This is a genomic window from Sphingomonas sp. NIBR02145 (genome assembly GCF_027359115.1).
GTDB lineage: Bacteria > Pseudomonadota > Alphaproteobacteria > Sphingomonadales > Sphingomonadaceae > Sphingomonas > Sphingomonas kyeonggiensis_A.
The window spans coordinates 2,445,979-2,461,176 of the sequence record NZ_CP114791.1 but is presented as its reverse complement, the minus strand read 5'-3'; the positions used below and the strand labels follow the sequence as shown (position 1 = coordinate 2,461,176).

Here is a 15,198-nt window from a genome sequence, read left to right as displayed (position 1 = left end):
CGGGGATGACGGGGTTACTCGCGGATATGACGGGGATGCTACCGCCCCAGCGCCGCCACCACCTGTTTCTCGCTCTCGGGCACCAGTCCTTCGAGCACCGCCCAGAAGCCGCCCACCGCGCCGGGGCCGGCGCTCGAATAGGCCGCCGCCATTTTGCCGCGCAGCGCGTCGAACAGCTCGCCTTCAAGCTTGGCGCCCGCCGGGGTCAGTCGCAACAGCCGCTGGCGGCGGTCCTTCTCGCCGGTGCGCGTCTCGACAAAGCCGCGGTCGCCCAGCTCGGTCAGCACCCGGCCGAGCGACTGCTTGGTGATCGAGAGGATCGCGAGCAGCTCGCTCACCGTCAGGTCCGGCTTGCGGGCGATGAAATAGAGCGCACGGTGATGCGCGCGGCCCAGGCCCTGTTCGGCGAGGCCGGCATCGATCGAGCGGGTCAGATGGGCGTACCCGAAATAGAGCAGTTCCACGCCGCGCCGGATCTCGGGCTCGCGCAGGAACAGCGGGGAGGCAGGAATTGGGGCAGCCATGTTGACGCTTTCTGCCACCGCGCCTAACCCGCTGCAAGCCGCTCAAGGCAGAGTCGGGAAGAGTAAGATGAACACCACCACCAATCTGGATTTCGAGTTCGAAGCGCACACCAACCCGGTCAGCGATGCAGACCGCGCCGTGCTCCTCGCCAATCCGGGCTTCGGCAAGGTGTTCACCGATCACATGGTGGTGATCAAATATTCGGTAGAGAAGGGCTGGCACGACGCGAAGGTCCAGCCGCGGGGGCCGATCCAGGTCGATCCGGCAATGGCCGTGCTGCATTATGCGCAGGAGATCTTCGAGGGCCTCAAGGCCTATCGCACGCCCGATGGCGCGGTCACGCTGTTCCGTGCCGACGAGAATGCCCGCCGCTTCCGCGAGTCCGCCGAGCGGATGGCGATGGCGCCGCTGCCGGAGGAGCTGTTCCTCCAGTCGATCCGCGAACTGGTGAAGATCGACGAGAAGTGGATCCCCGAGATCGAGGGCGGCTCGCTCTATCTGCGCCCCTTCATGTTCGCGAGCGAAGTGTTCCTCGGCGTGAAGCCGGCCAGCGAATATCTCTACATGGTGATCGCCTCGCCGGCGGGCGCCTATTTCAAGGGCGGTGCGCCGTCGGTCACGCTCTGGGTCTCGGAGCATTATACGCGCGCGGCGCCGGGCGGCACCGGTGCGGCCAAGTGCGGCGGCAACTATGCCGCGAGCCTGGTCGCGCAGAAGGAAGCGATCGGCCATGGCTGTGACCAGGTCGTGTTCCTCGATGCGGTGGAGAACCGCTATGTCGAGGAACTGGGCGGCATGAACGTGATGTTCGTGATGGACGACGGCTCGATCATCACCCCGCCGCTGGGCGGCACGATCCTGCCGGGCATCACCCGTGCCTCGCTGCTCACCCTGGCGCGCGAGCAGGGGATCGAAGTGCGCGAGGAGCGCTATTCGATCGACCAGTGGAAGGCCGATGCCCAGAGCGGCAAGCTGCGCGAGGCCTTCGCCTGTGGCACTGCGGCGGTGCTCACGCCGATCGGCCAGGTGCGCGGCAACGGCTATGAATTCATGATCGGCAATGGCGGTCCGGGCATCGTCACGGAGAAGCTCCGCGCCGAGCTCGGAGGCATCCAGCGCGGTACCGTGCCGGACACGCATGGCTGGGTTGAACGGCTGGGCTAAGGCCCTATAAGCCGCCGCTCTGCTGGGGCGTCGCCAAGTGGTAAGGCAACGGTTTTTGGTACCGTCATTCGCAGGTTCGAATCCTGCCGCCCCAGCCATCCGAATCCTCGTGATTCGGTTCCAATGCCTTGAAACGGCTACAGATATTCGGATTCGATGACGGCAATCAGTTGGACTCGGTTGGACCGGGTTCGTCTGGATTCGACGGCTATTGTATCCCGATTTGTATCCCGATTTTCTGGTGCCTTGGAGCCGGCTGGAGTCGGTTATGGCACGGAAAATCAAGGTTATGACGCCTGCTGCGGTCGACGCACTGGCGAAAGGATGTATCTCGGATTCACAGACCCCGGGGCTGTCCATTGCGGTGCTTGGTAGCGGTAAGAAGGTCTGGAGGTTCTATCGGCGGCTAGCCGGCGGCCAAGGTTCGCTGAAACGTACGCTCGGGCAATTCCCGGCCTACAGCATTGCCGATGCGAGGGCATGGGCAGCTGAACTCAACCAGCAGATTGAGGCTGGGTGCGATCCTCGTGAGCTCGAGCGTGCACAGATCGAAGCACAGCGTGTCGCGGATCTGCGGGCGACAATGACAGTTGCGCGAGCGCACGGGTTATACATGAAAGCGGCGCATCAGGGACGGGCCTCCCGAGCGAAGCGCCAGAACAAGCCCCGGACCATATCCGACAAAATGTATATCTACTCGGCGGACATCGCTCCGGCCTTGGCGGATAAGCCCATCCATGATGTGACCGAGGCCGATCTCGTAAAGCTCGTTCAGGCCAAAGGGGCTAACGCCCCGGTCCGGGCAAATCGCCTCGCTGCTGAACTGAAGGTTTTTTTCGGCTGGTCAGCCTCGCTCCGGGGGAGCGAAATCGGCCTCGATGTCGATCCATCGAGGCGTCTTGGTGATCTGCGGTTTCCGGAAACGCCACGCTCTCGCAAGCTCAGCTTGCAGGAGATTGAGTGGTTCTTGAAAGCTGTGGCGGAGGAAGAGCCCGATTTCCGCCGTGGAATGATACTTTGCCTACTGACCGCCGCACGGATCTCCGAAGTGGTTCGGGCACGTCCGGAGGAGATTATTGAGGGCGTATGGACGATCCCCGCAAGCCGTACGAAGAATTCATGTGCGCACCGTATCGCGCTGGGACCTTGGGGAATGCGCTTGATGCGGACAGATCGCGATTGGGTATTCCCGGCGAAGCGCGTTGAAGGGCCTCGCACGACCGGTTGGTATAAGGCGCGTGACCGCGTGCTCGCTCGAATGGAGAAGCTTGCGGGAAGAACGCTGGAAGGCTTCACGCCACACGATTTTCGACGCACCGCTCGATCGAACACGAAGCGCCTGGCCGTCGATTGCGAGACCGCGGAAGCAATGATGAACCATGTGAAGAAGGGCCTGGAACGCACCTACGATCTCTACGAGTTGGAGGATGAGAAGCGCGCATGGTTCATCAAATGGGAAAATGAGATCCTCGGCATTGCTCGTCGCGCCCGCGTGGCCGAACTGCTCGATTGTCCGGTGCAAGAAACGGCAAACGACAACGGTCACCAGAGCGCCCGAGAATCGAGCCAGCGCTGAACCTCGACCAGTCTGAAGCGAGGACAGTTGCGGTGCTTGCTCTGGCCCGTGCCAAGTTCGTACTCTTTGGGGAAGCCCGAAGGCCTGCGGGCTCGCAACCTATCGATCTGTCGGCGAGACAGTCTAGCCAGTTCGGCGAACTCAGAGACCGTGATTAGCGCAGCCGCGCCGAGCCGCTCATCGGTTGCGATCCTGTCGGCACGCATCCTCAACTCCATCACTAGCCTTCGGCTTGATGGACTGAGTGGGCGCTAGGTCTGAGTGCGCTAGTTTGCGTTATCGCCGCAGAGCGGTGCTCGGTACTTCGCTGCACGGGCAGATGGCGAAGTGTTCAATGGAAAGTGGTAGTTTGGTTGCGCGGGAGGAATCTCAGATTCTGACATATCTATTTGATTTCAATAGATAAATTATGAAGACGCCTCTGTCTTCCCCACATTTTCTCCCACACTTGCGGTGAGATTTTATGGACCGATCCCACACGGTTATGTGCACGATCCGATAGATCCCATCCGCCGGCCGCCCAAGATTTGGGCTAGAAGCTAAGGCGAGTTGCCAATTCCCCTTCGCTCAGCGGCGAACTCTGAACGACCCGCTCTTCTGCGCGGCGTTCTGTCCCTCCATAAAAGGTATATTGCAATCGGTGCGATCATCGAGGAACGTCTCGGCGAAATACTTCAAGAGACGAGAATCTCGCATTACTTCCAGATCGCCGGGGAGATGGTTGATCACCTCTTGGCTCGCCAGGACAATTAATTTGGCGCGAGGCCGCGACGCCATGACATTGAAGCGATTAAGCGAAAGAAGAAACTCATCCTCGTCTGCGATCGCATCCGGATCGCCTAGAGCATAGCTGGCGATGATGACGTCGCGTTGTTGTCCCTGGAAACGCTCCACGGTGTTCACCGCCTCCCGGATAAGTCCGCGGTTATCGCCTAGCGGTTCGAACAGCGCCTGCAACTTCGACACCACCAATGCCTTGTGAGCGCGGTGTGGTGTTACAACGCCGACGGCATCGGTCCAGAAGCTGGTACCATCATGCAGCCCAGTTCCGTTCGCTTGCGGATCGCCTTCGAGACCGGCGCCCAGATGACCCCGAAGCATCCAAAGCAGGGCTGCCACGGTCTGCGCCTCAAAGTCATTCCATTGGCTGCTGCGCCCCTCCGGATAAATGAATGCTGAGATGGGCTGATTAGGCTCAAGGAGACGAGCAAACTCAGCACCGAAAGCAAGATTTGCAGGCCAATTCGACGGTGTCGTCGTGGGAAGTGGCGTCTCCAGCCGTACGCGCAGATCCGGAAAGCGAGCAGTAAGACCGGCGGGATAGCCGGCGAAGCGTCCGAGTCCAACGATGGTGCTGTTCGAACGATAGTTCTCCAATAGGTCCTTCGAAGCTACACCACGATGATCCGCGATAAAGTCGTACACGGAGCCAACGAGCTTTTCCAAACCAAGCGGCGCTTGCACCGCCTGGATTGGAGGTAGTTGCTTCGGATCGCCGACAATTATCGCGGAACCGCCTTCGGCGATCGGTGCCAAGGCGAGCACGGCATTAGCCATATCCATCTGGGAGGCTTCATCGATCAAGACAACATCGAAGAGTGGTTGTGCGACGTTACCTTTGAGGCCAGCGAATTTTGTCACCTGTTGCGGTGGCGCGGACACAATAGCGGATGTTGTGCCGCCAGCCAAAAGGTCGTGAAGATCGCTAATACCAGGCGCATCCTTGGCGTTCAGGAGATTAACGCCCAGCGGTAGGTTCGGAGCATCTTCTTTTGCGCTAGAACGGAGACGGGCAAGTTTGACCTTGCCAGTGGCTGCTTGCCCAAGAGCTTCAATTTTGCGGAAGGAGCGCAAAACGACGTTGTCGGTTGCGTCATAGGTGTTACTTGTCACCAAGATCCGGATCACCTTGCTGGCGGCATGAGCTTCCAGCAGCAGCCCGAGCAGTATGGCGCGCAGCGTTTGTGATTTTCCGGTCCCGGGCGGTCCCCAAATAAGGGCGATGCGCTTCTCCAGCGCCTCACGCCACGCATCCCATTGGCTCTCGTTCAGCTCAACGCCCAAGGACTCCAAAGTTGTTCGCGTTGCCGCAGCGTTCCTGCCTGTAGGAGTTGTCGCAGTCTTTCTCGTGTCCCACAGCACATCTGCTACCGGAACGTGGCTTGTGGCTGTCTTAGGGGCTGCTTTCCCGATAACGTTTGCCGTCGGGGTGCCCGCGCTAATCGCTAAAGGCGGATTACCGATGGCTTTTAGTGCGGTCTCGAGCCTTCCTGTTAGAAAGTCCTGGACTCGCTTGTCGAGGACCACGTCGCTGCTCAAGTCGAGCGTGCCCTGGATTTTTCGCAAATAGGCGTCGACCTCAGGTGCGAAATATATAGCGACAAGTTGGGCATCGCGATCAATAGCGAGTAGTTGCGTGGCCGTTAGGGTCCCAGCGAAGCCGAATTCTCTGATCCAGCCTGGCAGGTCAGGCGCTAGCGGTAAGCCGCCAGTGAACTCATTTATCCGGCGCGAGTAGAAATCTGGCTCAGAAGCAGGAGACAGTGCGCAGAGGAAATCCCCCTCTTCGAACTTGGCTTCGCGAGACCCCTCAGCAAGCGTATAAATTCTCACCCCGGGGCGCAGTACCACGCCAAGCGCAGCCGCGGCGACCGCTAGCTGGGTGCCTGTCAATTCCCCCTCTAGCCGCGCAGCGAGATATTTCGCCTCTCGCTCATGCACAGGCATCGCCAAGGAGATGCTATGCTGCAGGCCGACCACCTGCGCATTGAGCCCCGCGAAAGCATACCAGATCTGCCCGTCGGCACTTACTCTTTGCAGTGACGCCGGTGCCTTGATTTCCGTAATCTTCGGCGCACGGCTACGCAGTTGCCCCTGAAGGTCTAGGCGTAGACGCCACATTATCGAATGGAGGGCGTGCAGCTTAGTCGTCACGGTTGACCGAAGCTGCGTGATCTGTTGGCTCCAAGGGCGAGGTTGGCCCATTTTGGTCCAGATTTCGTGCGCGCGCTCTGAGGGGACCTGATCGGATAGTGGATCTTCGAAGATCACCGGCACGCGAAACTCAAACGGCGTCCCACCCGGCTTCGGGGGCGGCGCATAGGTACGTGCCAGCCCGAGCAATGAGTAATAGTGTGGGATGGGTGCTGCTACGAGAGCTTGGATCGCGCTGCGCACGATAGTGATAGGCGCGTTCGCCGAACGCAGCTTAGCATTTTCAATGATTTCTTCCGGCGGGAACAGCCACGCCAGCTTCTTCAGGTTGCCGTCGGCGAGGACGTGCTGAAGATTGCGTCCGATTACGCGCAACATATGCTCGTAGGTGACGCTATCCCAGATGAAGATTTGGACGGTCGCATCGGGCTTTGACTTCGTCGCGTCCGAGAGTGCCTTCTCCAGATAAGCCAAGAAGCTCTTCAATTCCCGGGTTTCGCTGTGGACGCTGCGAGTATCATTTACGAAGACCTGCGCCTCGATTTTCTCGCGCTGGCCGCTGGCGAAAGAGTACCCGCCGACACCGAAGGCCAAGGTTAGGCCGCTGCCAACATCGAAGTCTGCAGAGAGATAAAGATTGAGATCTGCCCAATTTGGAATGACCGCCGATGTACCCGATCCGGCGGGAATGTCGCTGGTTCCGGTCGCAAGCGATTGGGCGCGCCCGGCTACAACTGTTCGGGTAGCGCGCAACTTTGGATGACAGTCGAACACCGCGTCATCAGAGTGCAGCGGCGCAAGCGAAACGGTGGTATCGATGTTGCGGTCGCCCAGTGCGCGTCTTGCCCCGCGAGGCAGGAATGCAATGGAGCTTAGGTGGCCCAGCGTCTTTGCCATGGGCATGCAATGATCTGGATGTTCCGCCGTGTTCGAATTCCAAACGTAGCCGAGATACTCGCAACCGCTGCAACTCGTACCAACGTGCCAGTCCAGATCTTTCCAGGGACTGGCCAGTGCATTCGGAAGCTCAACTACAAAAAAATGCCGGAGACGCGGCGAGAAAACGTCGATCTCAAGCGTCTCGATGTCCTCGTTCAGAGCTGCAGCTAGTTCTTCCGCTGTTGCAACGGTTCCTGCGCTTAGTCGCTCGGCCTTGAGGCGAACGATTGCTGCCGCATCGTGCGATCCTGGCCAGATAGCTGCCTCCGCAACGACCGCGTATCGGTCGGCATAACCGTTGTCGGCAAGCCAGCCCGCTAGCGCCAGCGAGTAGTACGTTATTTCCGCGAAGTAGGATGCGCTAGGTTCAGCCGTCATCTTAATATCAATGACACGCAGACCAATCCGGTCGTCCGCGTCGTGGACGGAGCCATCCGCCTGCACGATCCGACCTACATCTGCGGGAGAAAGCACCTGGATCAGGTCGGGTACCAGCTTAGCGAAGCCGAGCGAGTGCGTTGCCACCAGCTTGTCGATACCTATGGCCGTCTGGAATTCTGGGCCAACATCGAACTCGGGCCGTACCAAAAACACCCCAGGTTGCGCTCTGGACATTATGTTCTGGAGCTTCTGATCCTGGAACTCCGTTCCCGTCACTGTGCCAATGACCGAAGCGCTGCCAAAAGTACTCTGAAGATCCTTCAGTTTATCCTGCTCCCAGCGGCTACCTTCCTGGGTCAGTGCTGCCATTCCCGCGCGGGCGACGGTCTTCGGCGGCATGCCTTGAGCATCGCGCTCTGGCTGGTACTGCTTATTCTCAGGCGAAAGGAGGAGGCGAAGCTGACGAGGGCAGTCGGTTCTGAAATAATTGCTGACGACGCGTTTGCTGAGATACGGCACCGACTTCCCCCAGATTACGAAATTAAGTTCAGCGGAGTGCGTCCTGAAGCGCGATTATCCCCGATCGTCCCTGCTTTCGCCTCGGTGCCAGCGCCCTGCCGACCAAAGCGGCTCGGCGTAGCGCAGCCGCGTCGATAGCGTTGAATGGCAGAGCCAGCTCACCGTATCGCTCTCGCCAGACTGCGACCTCCGCCTCGACCTCGGCAACCTCCCTTTCGAAAACTTGGAGGGCGGATGTCGATCCGGTGCCGTGCCGAAGGACGAAGACCGCATCCCAGAGCCCGCGCTCGCCCTGCGCATGTAGGCCATTGCCTGCCTCCCCGGGCATGGGCAGGACGCTGGTGACTCGCAAATCGGTGCGAGCGATCGCTTCCGCGAGTGCTTGCCAGGCAGCGGCGTCGGTGTGCCGGTAAGAGAATGCGACGATACCGTTGCGTTTGAGTACGCGGGCGATTTCCCGAAAAGCCTGACCTAGTCCCTCGGTATAGCGTTCGACGCTCCCGGAGCGCGATTTGTTGGCAACGAGGCTATTGAACAAGATATCCCGCTGCGTGCGCGTATCAAGCATATCTAGGCATTTTAGCCAGGGGCTGAAGAAACGCGCGAGTTCGGAATAGGCAATATTATCGAAATATGGTGGATCCGTCATGACTACATCGATGGATCCATTCGCGAGAAATGTAAGATTGCCGGCCGTCCCCATGTGTATTTGGTTCTTCCGTCGACGCGCCCGTGTGGGCACGTCTACGAAAGCCTTTGAGCCGATTGGTTCCTTAGGGCTACGCGCATAGGCGGCGGCGGCGGAGAGTTTACGAATCGCGTTTGGGAACGTGCCCCGACCCGCACGCTCGATCCACGGATTGAGTTCGACCGGGCGCTGGATATGGCGGAACGCCCGAAGCGAAAAAAGTGGCGTGAGACGACGCCAGCCACCGGCGTATGACGCCATCATGCAATTTGTGGTCAAATGGTCGCTGAACGCCATTGCGACCGCGCCGCGTAGGGGCTGTCCGAGAAGCGAGATTTCTTTAGCCAACAAGCCAAGGTGTAGCAGTTGGCGGGCGTTGAAGAGATCCCGCCAGCGAGCGTAGCCATAGGCGCTCAAGCGCTCGTCCGACCAGCCAGACGTGTCTATTTCGTCATCTGGAATTAGTACTTCTCCGGCCCGCTCAGCCTCCGCAAGTGCTGCTTCCGCACGTTCGTACTGGAGCACATCTGTCTCGGTCGCCTTGCGGAAAGTGCGTTCCGACATGGGTACGATCCGCGTCCCGGAGCCGCGCGCGATAGTCTCCACTGCGAATAGTCGCCATCGAGGAGGTCCGTCTCGCCGGCCATATTCTATCAACTGTTCACGATGATCGCAGTTCGGGCATTCGGCTCGCCCTCGCAAGACGGCGCCGTGATCGCAGTCAGTATGATGTCCGCAGCTTGTGCAATCGAAAGAGGCGGTGTTCGCCGGTAAGTCATGGATCGCTCCGCATGCAGAGCAGAAGGCATGGCGTGTCTTGCCATCGTCAGCTAGCACGTGACTCGGATGGGCATCGAAGCGGATTCCGCAGCCAGCACAATCTACGACCTGCACCCAAAAATGGTGGAGCACCAAGTCGTCATCGCTGACGTGAAATTCAGCCAGCCTTGCTCCAACCTTCGCCTTCAGTTCGATGAGGGTGGATCCCAAATCCGGTAGGTCTGCCGCGCCCAACTCCATACGGCTAACCGCACAAGCGACGGGATCCACGTCGCAGCCATACGCTGTAGCGCCGAGCCGCGATGCCTCGAACACTGAGGTGCCGCCGCCGACGAACGGGTCCAGCACCTTCATGTTAGTAAGGTCGGCTCTTCCGTAGTACAGGTCGCTGAAATCGGAATCCGGCTCGGCTGTGACGCCGATGAGCAAGCTACGGAAGACCGATCCAAGCCGGCGCGCGAACCATTTGTGCGCCGTATAAATTGGACGTGGTCGACGCCCTTCTCGAATGGCAAATGCAGCAAGTAGTTCAATTGGGAGCTGTCCAGCTTCCACAAGGGACTGCCGAGGAACCCGGGTGCCACCACGCCCCTTTTTAGTATTTTCTTTTAGGGTCGTAGGCATCTTTTCTTGCGTCGTTCCCCCCAGCGCTGCCGTGCAAGAGGTGGCTTATAAGCGTTGTTGGCTCGCGTCCAGCCTGCCGTCATTGCAGTTATCGGCTCGTCGCTGGAGGCCTGCGATGGAAGAGCGCGTTTCCATACGCTTGATCTAGTTCGCTATTCTACCAAGCGCCGAGAACTATATCGTTGTCGAGAAGGGGAGCTGCGCCTTGGTTATGGAGATTTCGTTCGATAAGCTGACAAACTAACTCGATGAGACGTAGATGCCCCGTATCCCTGCCGACTCCGACATTCCCATCTACCTTTCGCTTTCGCGTGCGGGGGCACAACAGCGGGCCATCGAAGGGCGCGCGCTTGTCATCGTACCGGATGATCGTGGCTTCAACGACTTCGGCGCCATCTATCGTGCCGACCTGCATCTCGTTGGAGTGATGGATACAGGCGCGCCACTCCGCATGCGCTTGATGATCGAAGGGCATCCGCGCACTCGAAGCTATTTGATCGATCAACTCGGCTTAACGGATATGCATGGCAATCGCCCGCGGCGGCGTCTTGATCGAATCCAATCGCCCTTTGTTTCGGTGTTGCAGAGTGAAAGCGACTATCGGCGCCTGGTAAGCCTCCTCGGCTTCGACGACGCGATCGGATGTCTGCGGCGGATGCATGACGCCGTGCTGGCGCGGCTTGAAAACGAAGCGGGCGACGCGGCGACGCTTCAACTCACCCGGACGATCGACTTTCATCAGGGTGCGTTGCGGGACGAGGGTACCTGGGCAGCCTTCCGCCAAGGCGACCGTTATCTGACGCCAAATCGTCCACCAGACGTTGATGAGGCAGCGGGTTCGTTTACCGTGAAAGCAGACCTTCGCGGCATGGTGGGCGAGCATGTGCTCGACGCCGATTTTGGCGAGGATTTTCCATTGGCACGGCGCACGCTGGTGTTGGTGGGGCGAAACGGTACCGGCAAGACGCGTCTGTTCGAAGCGATGATAGATGGGTTGCGGATCGCGCCTCCTTGGGAGGCGGAGTTCGATATCGACCGCGCCGCGACATTCAATCCTCGACCCGATTTTTCGCGATTGATCGTTTTTTCGTCCGTGGCGTCGGATCCGTATCCCCAGTCGCTCCCCCCTTGGGAAGGAATCGACTATCGCTATCACCGGATGATCGGCGCACGCGGCGGCGAGGGTGGCGGTCTGACTATGGCGCTGGTCGATTGTTTACGTGCGGACACGGATATCCAAGGCTTTGGCCGCTCGGGGGCCATGGAATTGCTGAATACTGTGCTCGAACCCCTTGGCATCAGCGACAGCTTGTATGTCGAGTTGAGCGAAGCGACGGAGCCGGACACATTGCCACCGCCGACGCGCATAAACGGACGCGATTATTTTCCGCTGCTTCGGCGCATGAATGAGCAGCGCAATTTGCAGCTGTACGCCCGGATCAACACTGACCGCCCTCCCATCGTGATGGCCGGCCACGCGCGCCCGCGTCACCTGAGTAGCGGCGAGGTAGCATTGATGCGTTTTGCTGCCTACGCCGTGGCGTCGTTGCGTCGCGGGACCATTTTCTTGTTCGACGAGCCTGAAACACACCTGCACCCAAACTACATCTCACAGTTCATGGAAATGTTGGACGAGTTGCTCGAACAATCGGGTTCGATCGCCCTGATCGCAACGCACTCGGCTTACGTTGTGCGCGAGGTTCCGGCGCGACGGGTGCGGATGATAACGCGCGATCCCGATGACGACACAATCATGATCGACCCGCCAACAATGCAGACTTTCGGGGCCAGCGTTGATACCATTTCGCAGTTCGTTTTCAGCGACATCGGTCCTAAACACCGGTTCCAGCACCTCCTCGAGCAATATGTTGAGGACAATCCGGAGGCGACGCTGCCCCAGATTCGACGCCGCTTCGCTGAGGATCTCAACCCAGAGACCTTGTCCTATCTTGCCGAGCTTGTTGGACGGCGAGAAGCGTTGTGAAGTTCCTGCCATTCCCCGCAGACGCGGGCGATGCGATCATCGTCAAGCAATGCCGCAAGCCCGGTTGGGCTGCGCGCGAGGCTCAGTGGCTGGCTGCGGCAGCGAACTATCGCCGGTTTCGGGGCAACCCATGGCGGGTACGCCCTGCCGGCTTTACAGGTGCCGACGCAGAGGCACTGTTCGCGTTGTACGATACGCGAGGCGCCTCTGGACCGATCAATCGAATTCGTCGTCCGGCCGTGCCTTTCAAGAGTTGCCCGATGTGCGGATCTCTAGGCGGTCGCTCACTGGATCATGCCTTGCCGCGGCAACGCTTTCCTGAATTCTCGATCTTGCGAGAGAATCTCGTTCCGGCCTGCGAGAGTTGTAACAGTGGCGAGAAGGGGACTACTTACCGTGGCACTTGGCCCGCGCGCTTTATCCATCCCTACTATGACCGTTGGGCTTCGCGGGCATTGTGGCGTGTTGAATTCGACCCGGATCTAGACGTTCTGCAATTCGGGCCGGCGGCACTTCCTCACCTACCACGCGGCCGGCGTCGCATAGTTGATTTTCATGTGAAGACTCTGCTGGGAAAGGATTGGCGTGACTCCGTCAGGCGCGAATGGAGTCCGCTCCCGGCTAAATTACGCCGTCGTCTCGGTCCGAATCCAACAGCGGAAGAAGTGCGGACTGAGCTTGAAATTCGCCTACAGGACGCGGCAGACACGTACGGCATCAACAGTTGGGATGCTGGATTCTTGCGCGGCGCGCTCGCTGATCCGCTGGTCATCGAAAAACTTGTCGAACGGATCAACTCGCTTCCGGCTTGAATTTCCGCCTGATATTCTTTCAGGAACCATCGACCTTCCCGCTGCAAGTGGGGATGCTATGGTCTCCGGTCATACTCCTTGCAACCATTGCGGGCATAGTCGCAAAGCGGAGAGGCGCTTTGGAAGCATACAGACGGCTGATAACTAGCTGACAACAAACCATTCTCTTCCAACCATGGCGCCATTTTGAGCCAGGGTCTGTAGGTTGGCACTAAGAAAAGGATGTGCAGACAATAACTTATGGCGACTTGGCGCCATCCTTTCATCTTGCCTTCGCCCCAAATCCTGCCTCTCAACGTGATCGCTCCAAAACGGTGTAATCATCAACACCTCCGCAAGCCGGCGGTGAGATCCTGCCCGGCATGCAGCGCGGTCCACCCACCAGAAGACCACGATCAGGACGACGCTATTCGTCCAGGCGTCGCGAAGCCGGCGGCAGCTTTCTCGGAACGGTCGTCTCGCTGTCGCTGATGACTGCCGCCGCGACCTGGCTTTTCGCGCCCGACATTCAGTCGATCTGGGCGCAGTCGACGATGCCTCCCGAAGCGCTGAGAGCGAGGGAGGAATCGGTGTTCTATCGACGGTGCGACGAGGCCCGCGCCGCAGGGGTAGCGCCGATACACCGCGGCGAGCCCGGCTATCGCGAGGGTCTCGATGGCGATGCAGATGGCCTCGCCTGCGAGCCCTATCACTGAGCTCGTAACCGATGAGGCTGTGGGCTTTCCGCTCGCCGCTTTTCCACTTCCGGCGTGGCGGTGCAGGTCTATAGCCGCCCGCTTGGGGGTAAGAATGTCAGTCTTGGATCAGGTTCGCCGGCTCATTGAGCGGCTCTCGCCGGAGCCGATCTGCGATGACTGCATCGCGTCCCGGCTGGAGCTCAACGGCGACGAGCCGGTCGAGCAGCATACACATGAGCTCGTCGGCGCGCATGGTTTCGAGCGCCGGATCGATGCCTGTTCGCTGTGCGGAGAGGTCCGGAAAGTGACGCGGTCGGGATCGGCAAAAACCGCCTAAGCGGCTCGGGGTTGGCCGGGGCTATTCGCCAGCCTGCGCCTGCAACTCGGCCAGCCGCTCTTCGCTAAGCGTCGCGACGATGCCGCGCAGCTGGGCGATGGAGGCGGCTAGCGCCTGCAGGTCCTGTACCGTGATCTCGTAGCTCGCGGAATAGCGCGCCTCTACATAGGCGCGCTTGAGGCGCTCGAACCGCGATCGATCGATCCTCGTTTCACGAGGCCAAGCCTCGACCAGCCGAGGGTCTTTATCCTCGGCGAGCGAGCGCAGGAATTTGATGTTGTGCGAGCGCGGAAAGTAGAGGGTCCGCACCAGCAGGAAGCAGATGTAGAGCCGTTCGGCTGCCTGATGCAGCATGAAGGCCGCGTCGCGCAGTACGCCGTTTTGAACGCTCGTGTCTGAAAGAGACCGCGCGTGGTCGGCGAGGGGCAACCAGTAATCGAAATATTCCTGCGCCATCCGGTAGGCGTCGGCTGCCGTCAGCGGCATCGGCGTAGCGAGCGGGTGGCAGGGAAGCTCGTAGACCGCGACACCGTCGCGGGCGATGTCGGTCCAGAAATACTCGCCACGCTTGAGCGCGGTGTTCACCTCGTGGAGCGAGTGAACGATGATGTTGACCGGCCGCGCGATGGTGGGATCGCGGGCGATCCGGTCCTCGGCGACGTACCAGTAGTCGGCGATATCGGTGAGATCCTCGTGGCTAACGACGATCAGCAGATCGAGGTCGGACTGGTATCCGTTCTCGGGCTCATCGACCCAATCATCCCGCGCATAGCTGCCGAACAGGACGATCTTCAGGACCTTGCCGTTCTTCTTCCAGGGCTGGGTCGCGTTGGCGATCGCCTTGCCGAACTCCTCCAGCAGGATGTCGCGCACGCGTGCCAGCTCGTGCTGCTGTTTCTCCGGCAGATGGTCCAACTCGGTCTTCATGGAAAGCACTTCTAACCGGGGTTGCGCGAAGCGCAAACTCGCCGGGCGTGAGCCCGGCGAGCGAGAGGCTCAATGGCGGCGCCACCAGCGCTTCGGCGGCTTGCCCATCCGGCGGTCGATGCTGATCAGCGCTTTCGCGACGTGCCGCTCCACGTCGCGCACCTCGAGCCCGGTGCGTTCGGCGATCTCGGCATAGCTCAGATCGTTGAGCCGGGCGGCGAGGAAGATCTCGCGCCGCAGCCGGGGCAGCTTGCAGACCGCCCGTTCGATCCGCCGCAAGGTCATGGGATCGGGATCATCGGTCATGATGTCCTCCGGTCGTTGGAAAGCC

General features: G+C 59.9%; 11 protein-coding genes and 1 tRNA gene. 7 read left to right on the top strand and 5 right to left on the bottom strand.

The features are described 5' to 3' along the window. Window positions 1-38: 38 nt before the first annotated feature. On the bottom strand, window positions 39-524 hold the full coding sequence (locus tag O3305_RS10685) for a MarR family winged helix-turn-helix transcriptional regulator (protein WP_269576383.1): 486 nt from the start codon (window positions 522-524) through the stop codon (window positions 39-41). A gap of 67 nt (window positions 525-591) precedes the next feature. Between O3305_RS10685 and O3305_RS10680 the strand changes: the two genes are divergently transcribed. The 3 genes from O3305_RS10680 (at window position 592) to O3305_RS10670 (ending at window position 3,265) form a co-directional block, all read left to right on the top strand. Further along, window positions 592-1,689 (top strand): branched-chain amino acid aminotransferase, encoded by a 1,098-nt coding sequence (locus O3305_RS10680; RefSeq protein ID WP_184168846.1) that lies wholly within the window; start codon window positions 592-594, stop codon window positions 1,687-1,689. 23 nt (window positions 1,690-1,712) lie between these two features. Continuing rightward, window positions 1,713-1,787: transfer RNA gene (locus O3305_RS10675), tRNA-Gln, on the top strand. Window positions 1,788-1,957: 170 nt separating this feature from the next. Beyond that, complete coding sequence (locus O3305_RS10670) at window positions 1,958-3,265, top strand: tyrosine-type recombinase/integrase (RefSeq protein ID WP_269576382.1); 1,308 nt, start codon at window positions 1,958-1,960, stop codon at window positions 3,263-3,265. A 567-nt stretch (window positions 3,266-3,832) separates the two neighbouring features. Here the strand turns inward: O3305_RS10670 and O3305_RS10665 are convergent. After that, window positions 3,833-7,888 carry a DEAD/DEAH box helicase gene (locus O3305_RS10665; RefSeq protein WP_269576381.1) on the bottom strand — a complete coding sequence of 1,352 codons (4,056 nt, stop codon included), beginning with the start codon at window positions 7,886-7,888 and terminating at the stop codon, window positions 3,833-3,835. A 178-nt stretch (window positions 7,889-8,066) separates the two neighbouring features. After that, a complete protein-coding gene (locus tag O3305_RS10660; RefSeq protein WP_269576380.1) occupies window positions 8,067-9,860 on the bottom strand; it encodes a hypothetical protein in 1,794 nt (597 codons plus the stop codon). Between the two features lie 529 nt (window positions 9,861-10,389). On the opposite strand from O3305_RS10660, the gene O3305_RS10655 reads away from it, so the two are divergent. From O3305_RS10655 to O3305_RS10640, 4 genes are all read left to right on the top strand, one after another. Continuing rightward, the gene (locus tag O3305_RS10655) at window positions 10,390-12,114 is read left to right on the top strand and encodes an ATP-dependent nuclease (RefSeq protein ID WP_269576379.1); all 1,725 of its coding nucleotides are present in this window, start codon (window positions 10,390-10,392) and stop codon (window positions 12,112-12,114) included. Continuing rightward, the gene (locus O3305_RS10650; RefSeq protein ID WP_269576378.1) at window positions 12,111-12,926 is read left to right on the top strand and encodes an HNH endonuclease; all 816 of its coding nucleotides are present in this window, start codon (window positions 12,111-12,113) and stop codon (window positions 12,924-12,926) included. The genes O3305_RS10655 and O3305_RS10650 overlap by 4 nt, the downstream gene beginning before the upstream one ends. A 569-nt stretch (window positions 12,927-13,495) precedes the next feature. Further along, window positions 13,496-13,621 carry an excalibur calcium-binding domain-containing protein gene (locus tag O3305_RS10645; protein ID WP_269576377.1) on the top strand — a complete coding sequence of 42 codons (126 nt, stop codon included), beginning with the start codon at window positions 13,496-13,498 and terminating at the stop codon, window positions 13,619-13,621. A gap of 94 nt (window positions 13,622-13,715) precedes the next feature. Next, window positions 13,716-13,940 carry a hypothetical protein gene (locus O3305_RS10640; protein WP_269576376.1) on the top strand — a complete coding sequence of 75 codons (225 nt, stop codon included), beginning with the start codon at window positions 13,716-13,718 and terminating at the stop codon, window positions 13,938-13,940. Window positions 13,941-13,961: 21 nt separating this feature from the next. Here O3305_RS10640 and O3305_RS10635 read toward each other — a convergent pair whose 3' ends face one another. Further along, complete coding sequence (locus O3305_RS10635) at window positions 13,962-14,867, bottom strand: nucleotidyltransferase and HEPN domain-containing protein (RefSeq protein ID WP_269576375.1); 906 nt, start codon at window positions 14,865-14,867, stop codon at window positions 13,962-13,964. A 69-nt stretch (window positions 14,868-14,936) separates the two neighbouring features. Beyond that, window positions 14,937-15,173 carry a sigma factor-like helix-turn-helix DNA-binding protein gene (locus O3305_RS10630; protein ID WP_269576374.1) on the bottom strand — a complete coding sequence of 79 codons (237 nt, stop codon included), beginning with the start codon at window positions 15,171-15,173 and terminating at the stop codon, window positions 14,937-14,939. Window positions 15,174-15,198: the final 25 nt, after the last annotated feature.

Excerpts from the sequence above, each read along its gene's own strand:
- O3305_RS10685 (WP_269576383.1), bottom strand. The coding sequence starts at position 524 with ATGGCTGCCCCAATTCCTGCCTCCCCGCTGTTCCTGCGCGAGCCCGAG.
- O3305_RS10680 (WP_184168846.1), top strand. The coding sequence starts at position 592 with ATGAACACCACCACCAATCTGGATTTCGAGTTCGAAGCGCACACCAAC.
- O3305_RS10670 (WP_269576382.1), top strand. The coding sequence starts at position 1,958 with ATGGCACGGAAAATCAAGGTTATGACGCCTGCTGCGGTCGACGCACTG.
- O3305_RS10665 (WP_269576381.1), bottom strand. The coding sequence starts at position 7,888 with ATGGCAGCACTGACCCAGGAAGGTAGCCGCTGGGAGCAGGATAAACTG.
- O3305_RS10660 (WP_269576380.1), bottom strand. The coding sequence starts at position 9,860 with ATGAAGGTGCTGGACCCGTTCGTCGGCGGCGGCACCTCAGTGTTCGAG.
- O3305_RS10655 (WP_269576379.1), top strand. The coding sequence starts at position 10,390 with ATGCCCCGTATCCCTGCCGACTCCGACATTCCCATCTACCTTTCGCTT.
- O3305_RS10640 (WP_269576376.1), top strand. The coding sequence starts at position 13,716 with ATGTCAGTCTTGGATCAGGTTCGCCGGCTCATTGAGCGGCTCTCGCCG.
- O3305_RS10635 (WP_269576375.1), bottom strand. The coding sequence starts at position 14,867 with ATGAAGACCGAGTTGGACCATCTGCCGGAGAAACAGCAGCACGAGCTG.
- O3305_RS10630 (WP_269576374.1), bottom strand. The coding sequence starts at position 15,173 with ATGACCGATGATCCCGATCCCATGACCTTGCGGCGGATCGAACGGGCG.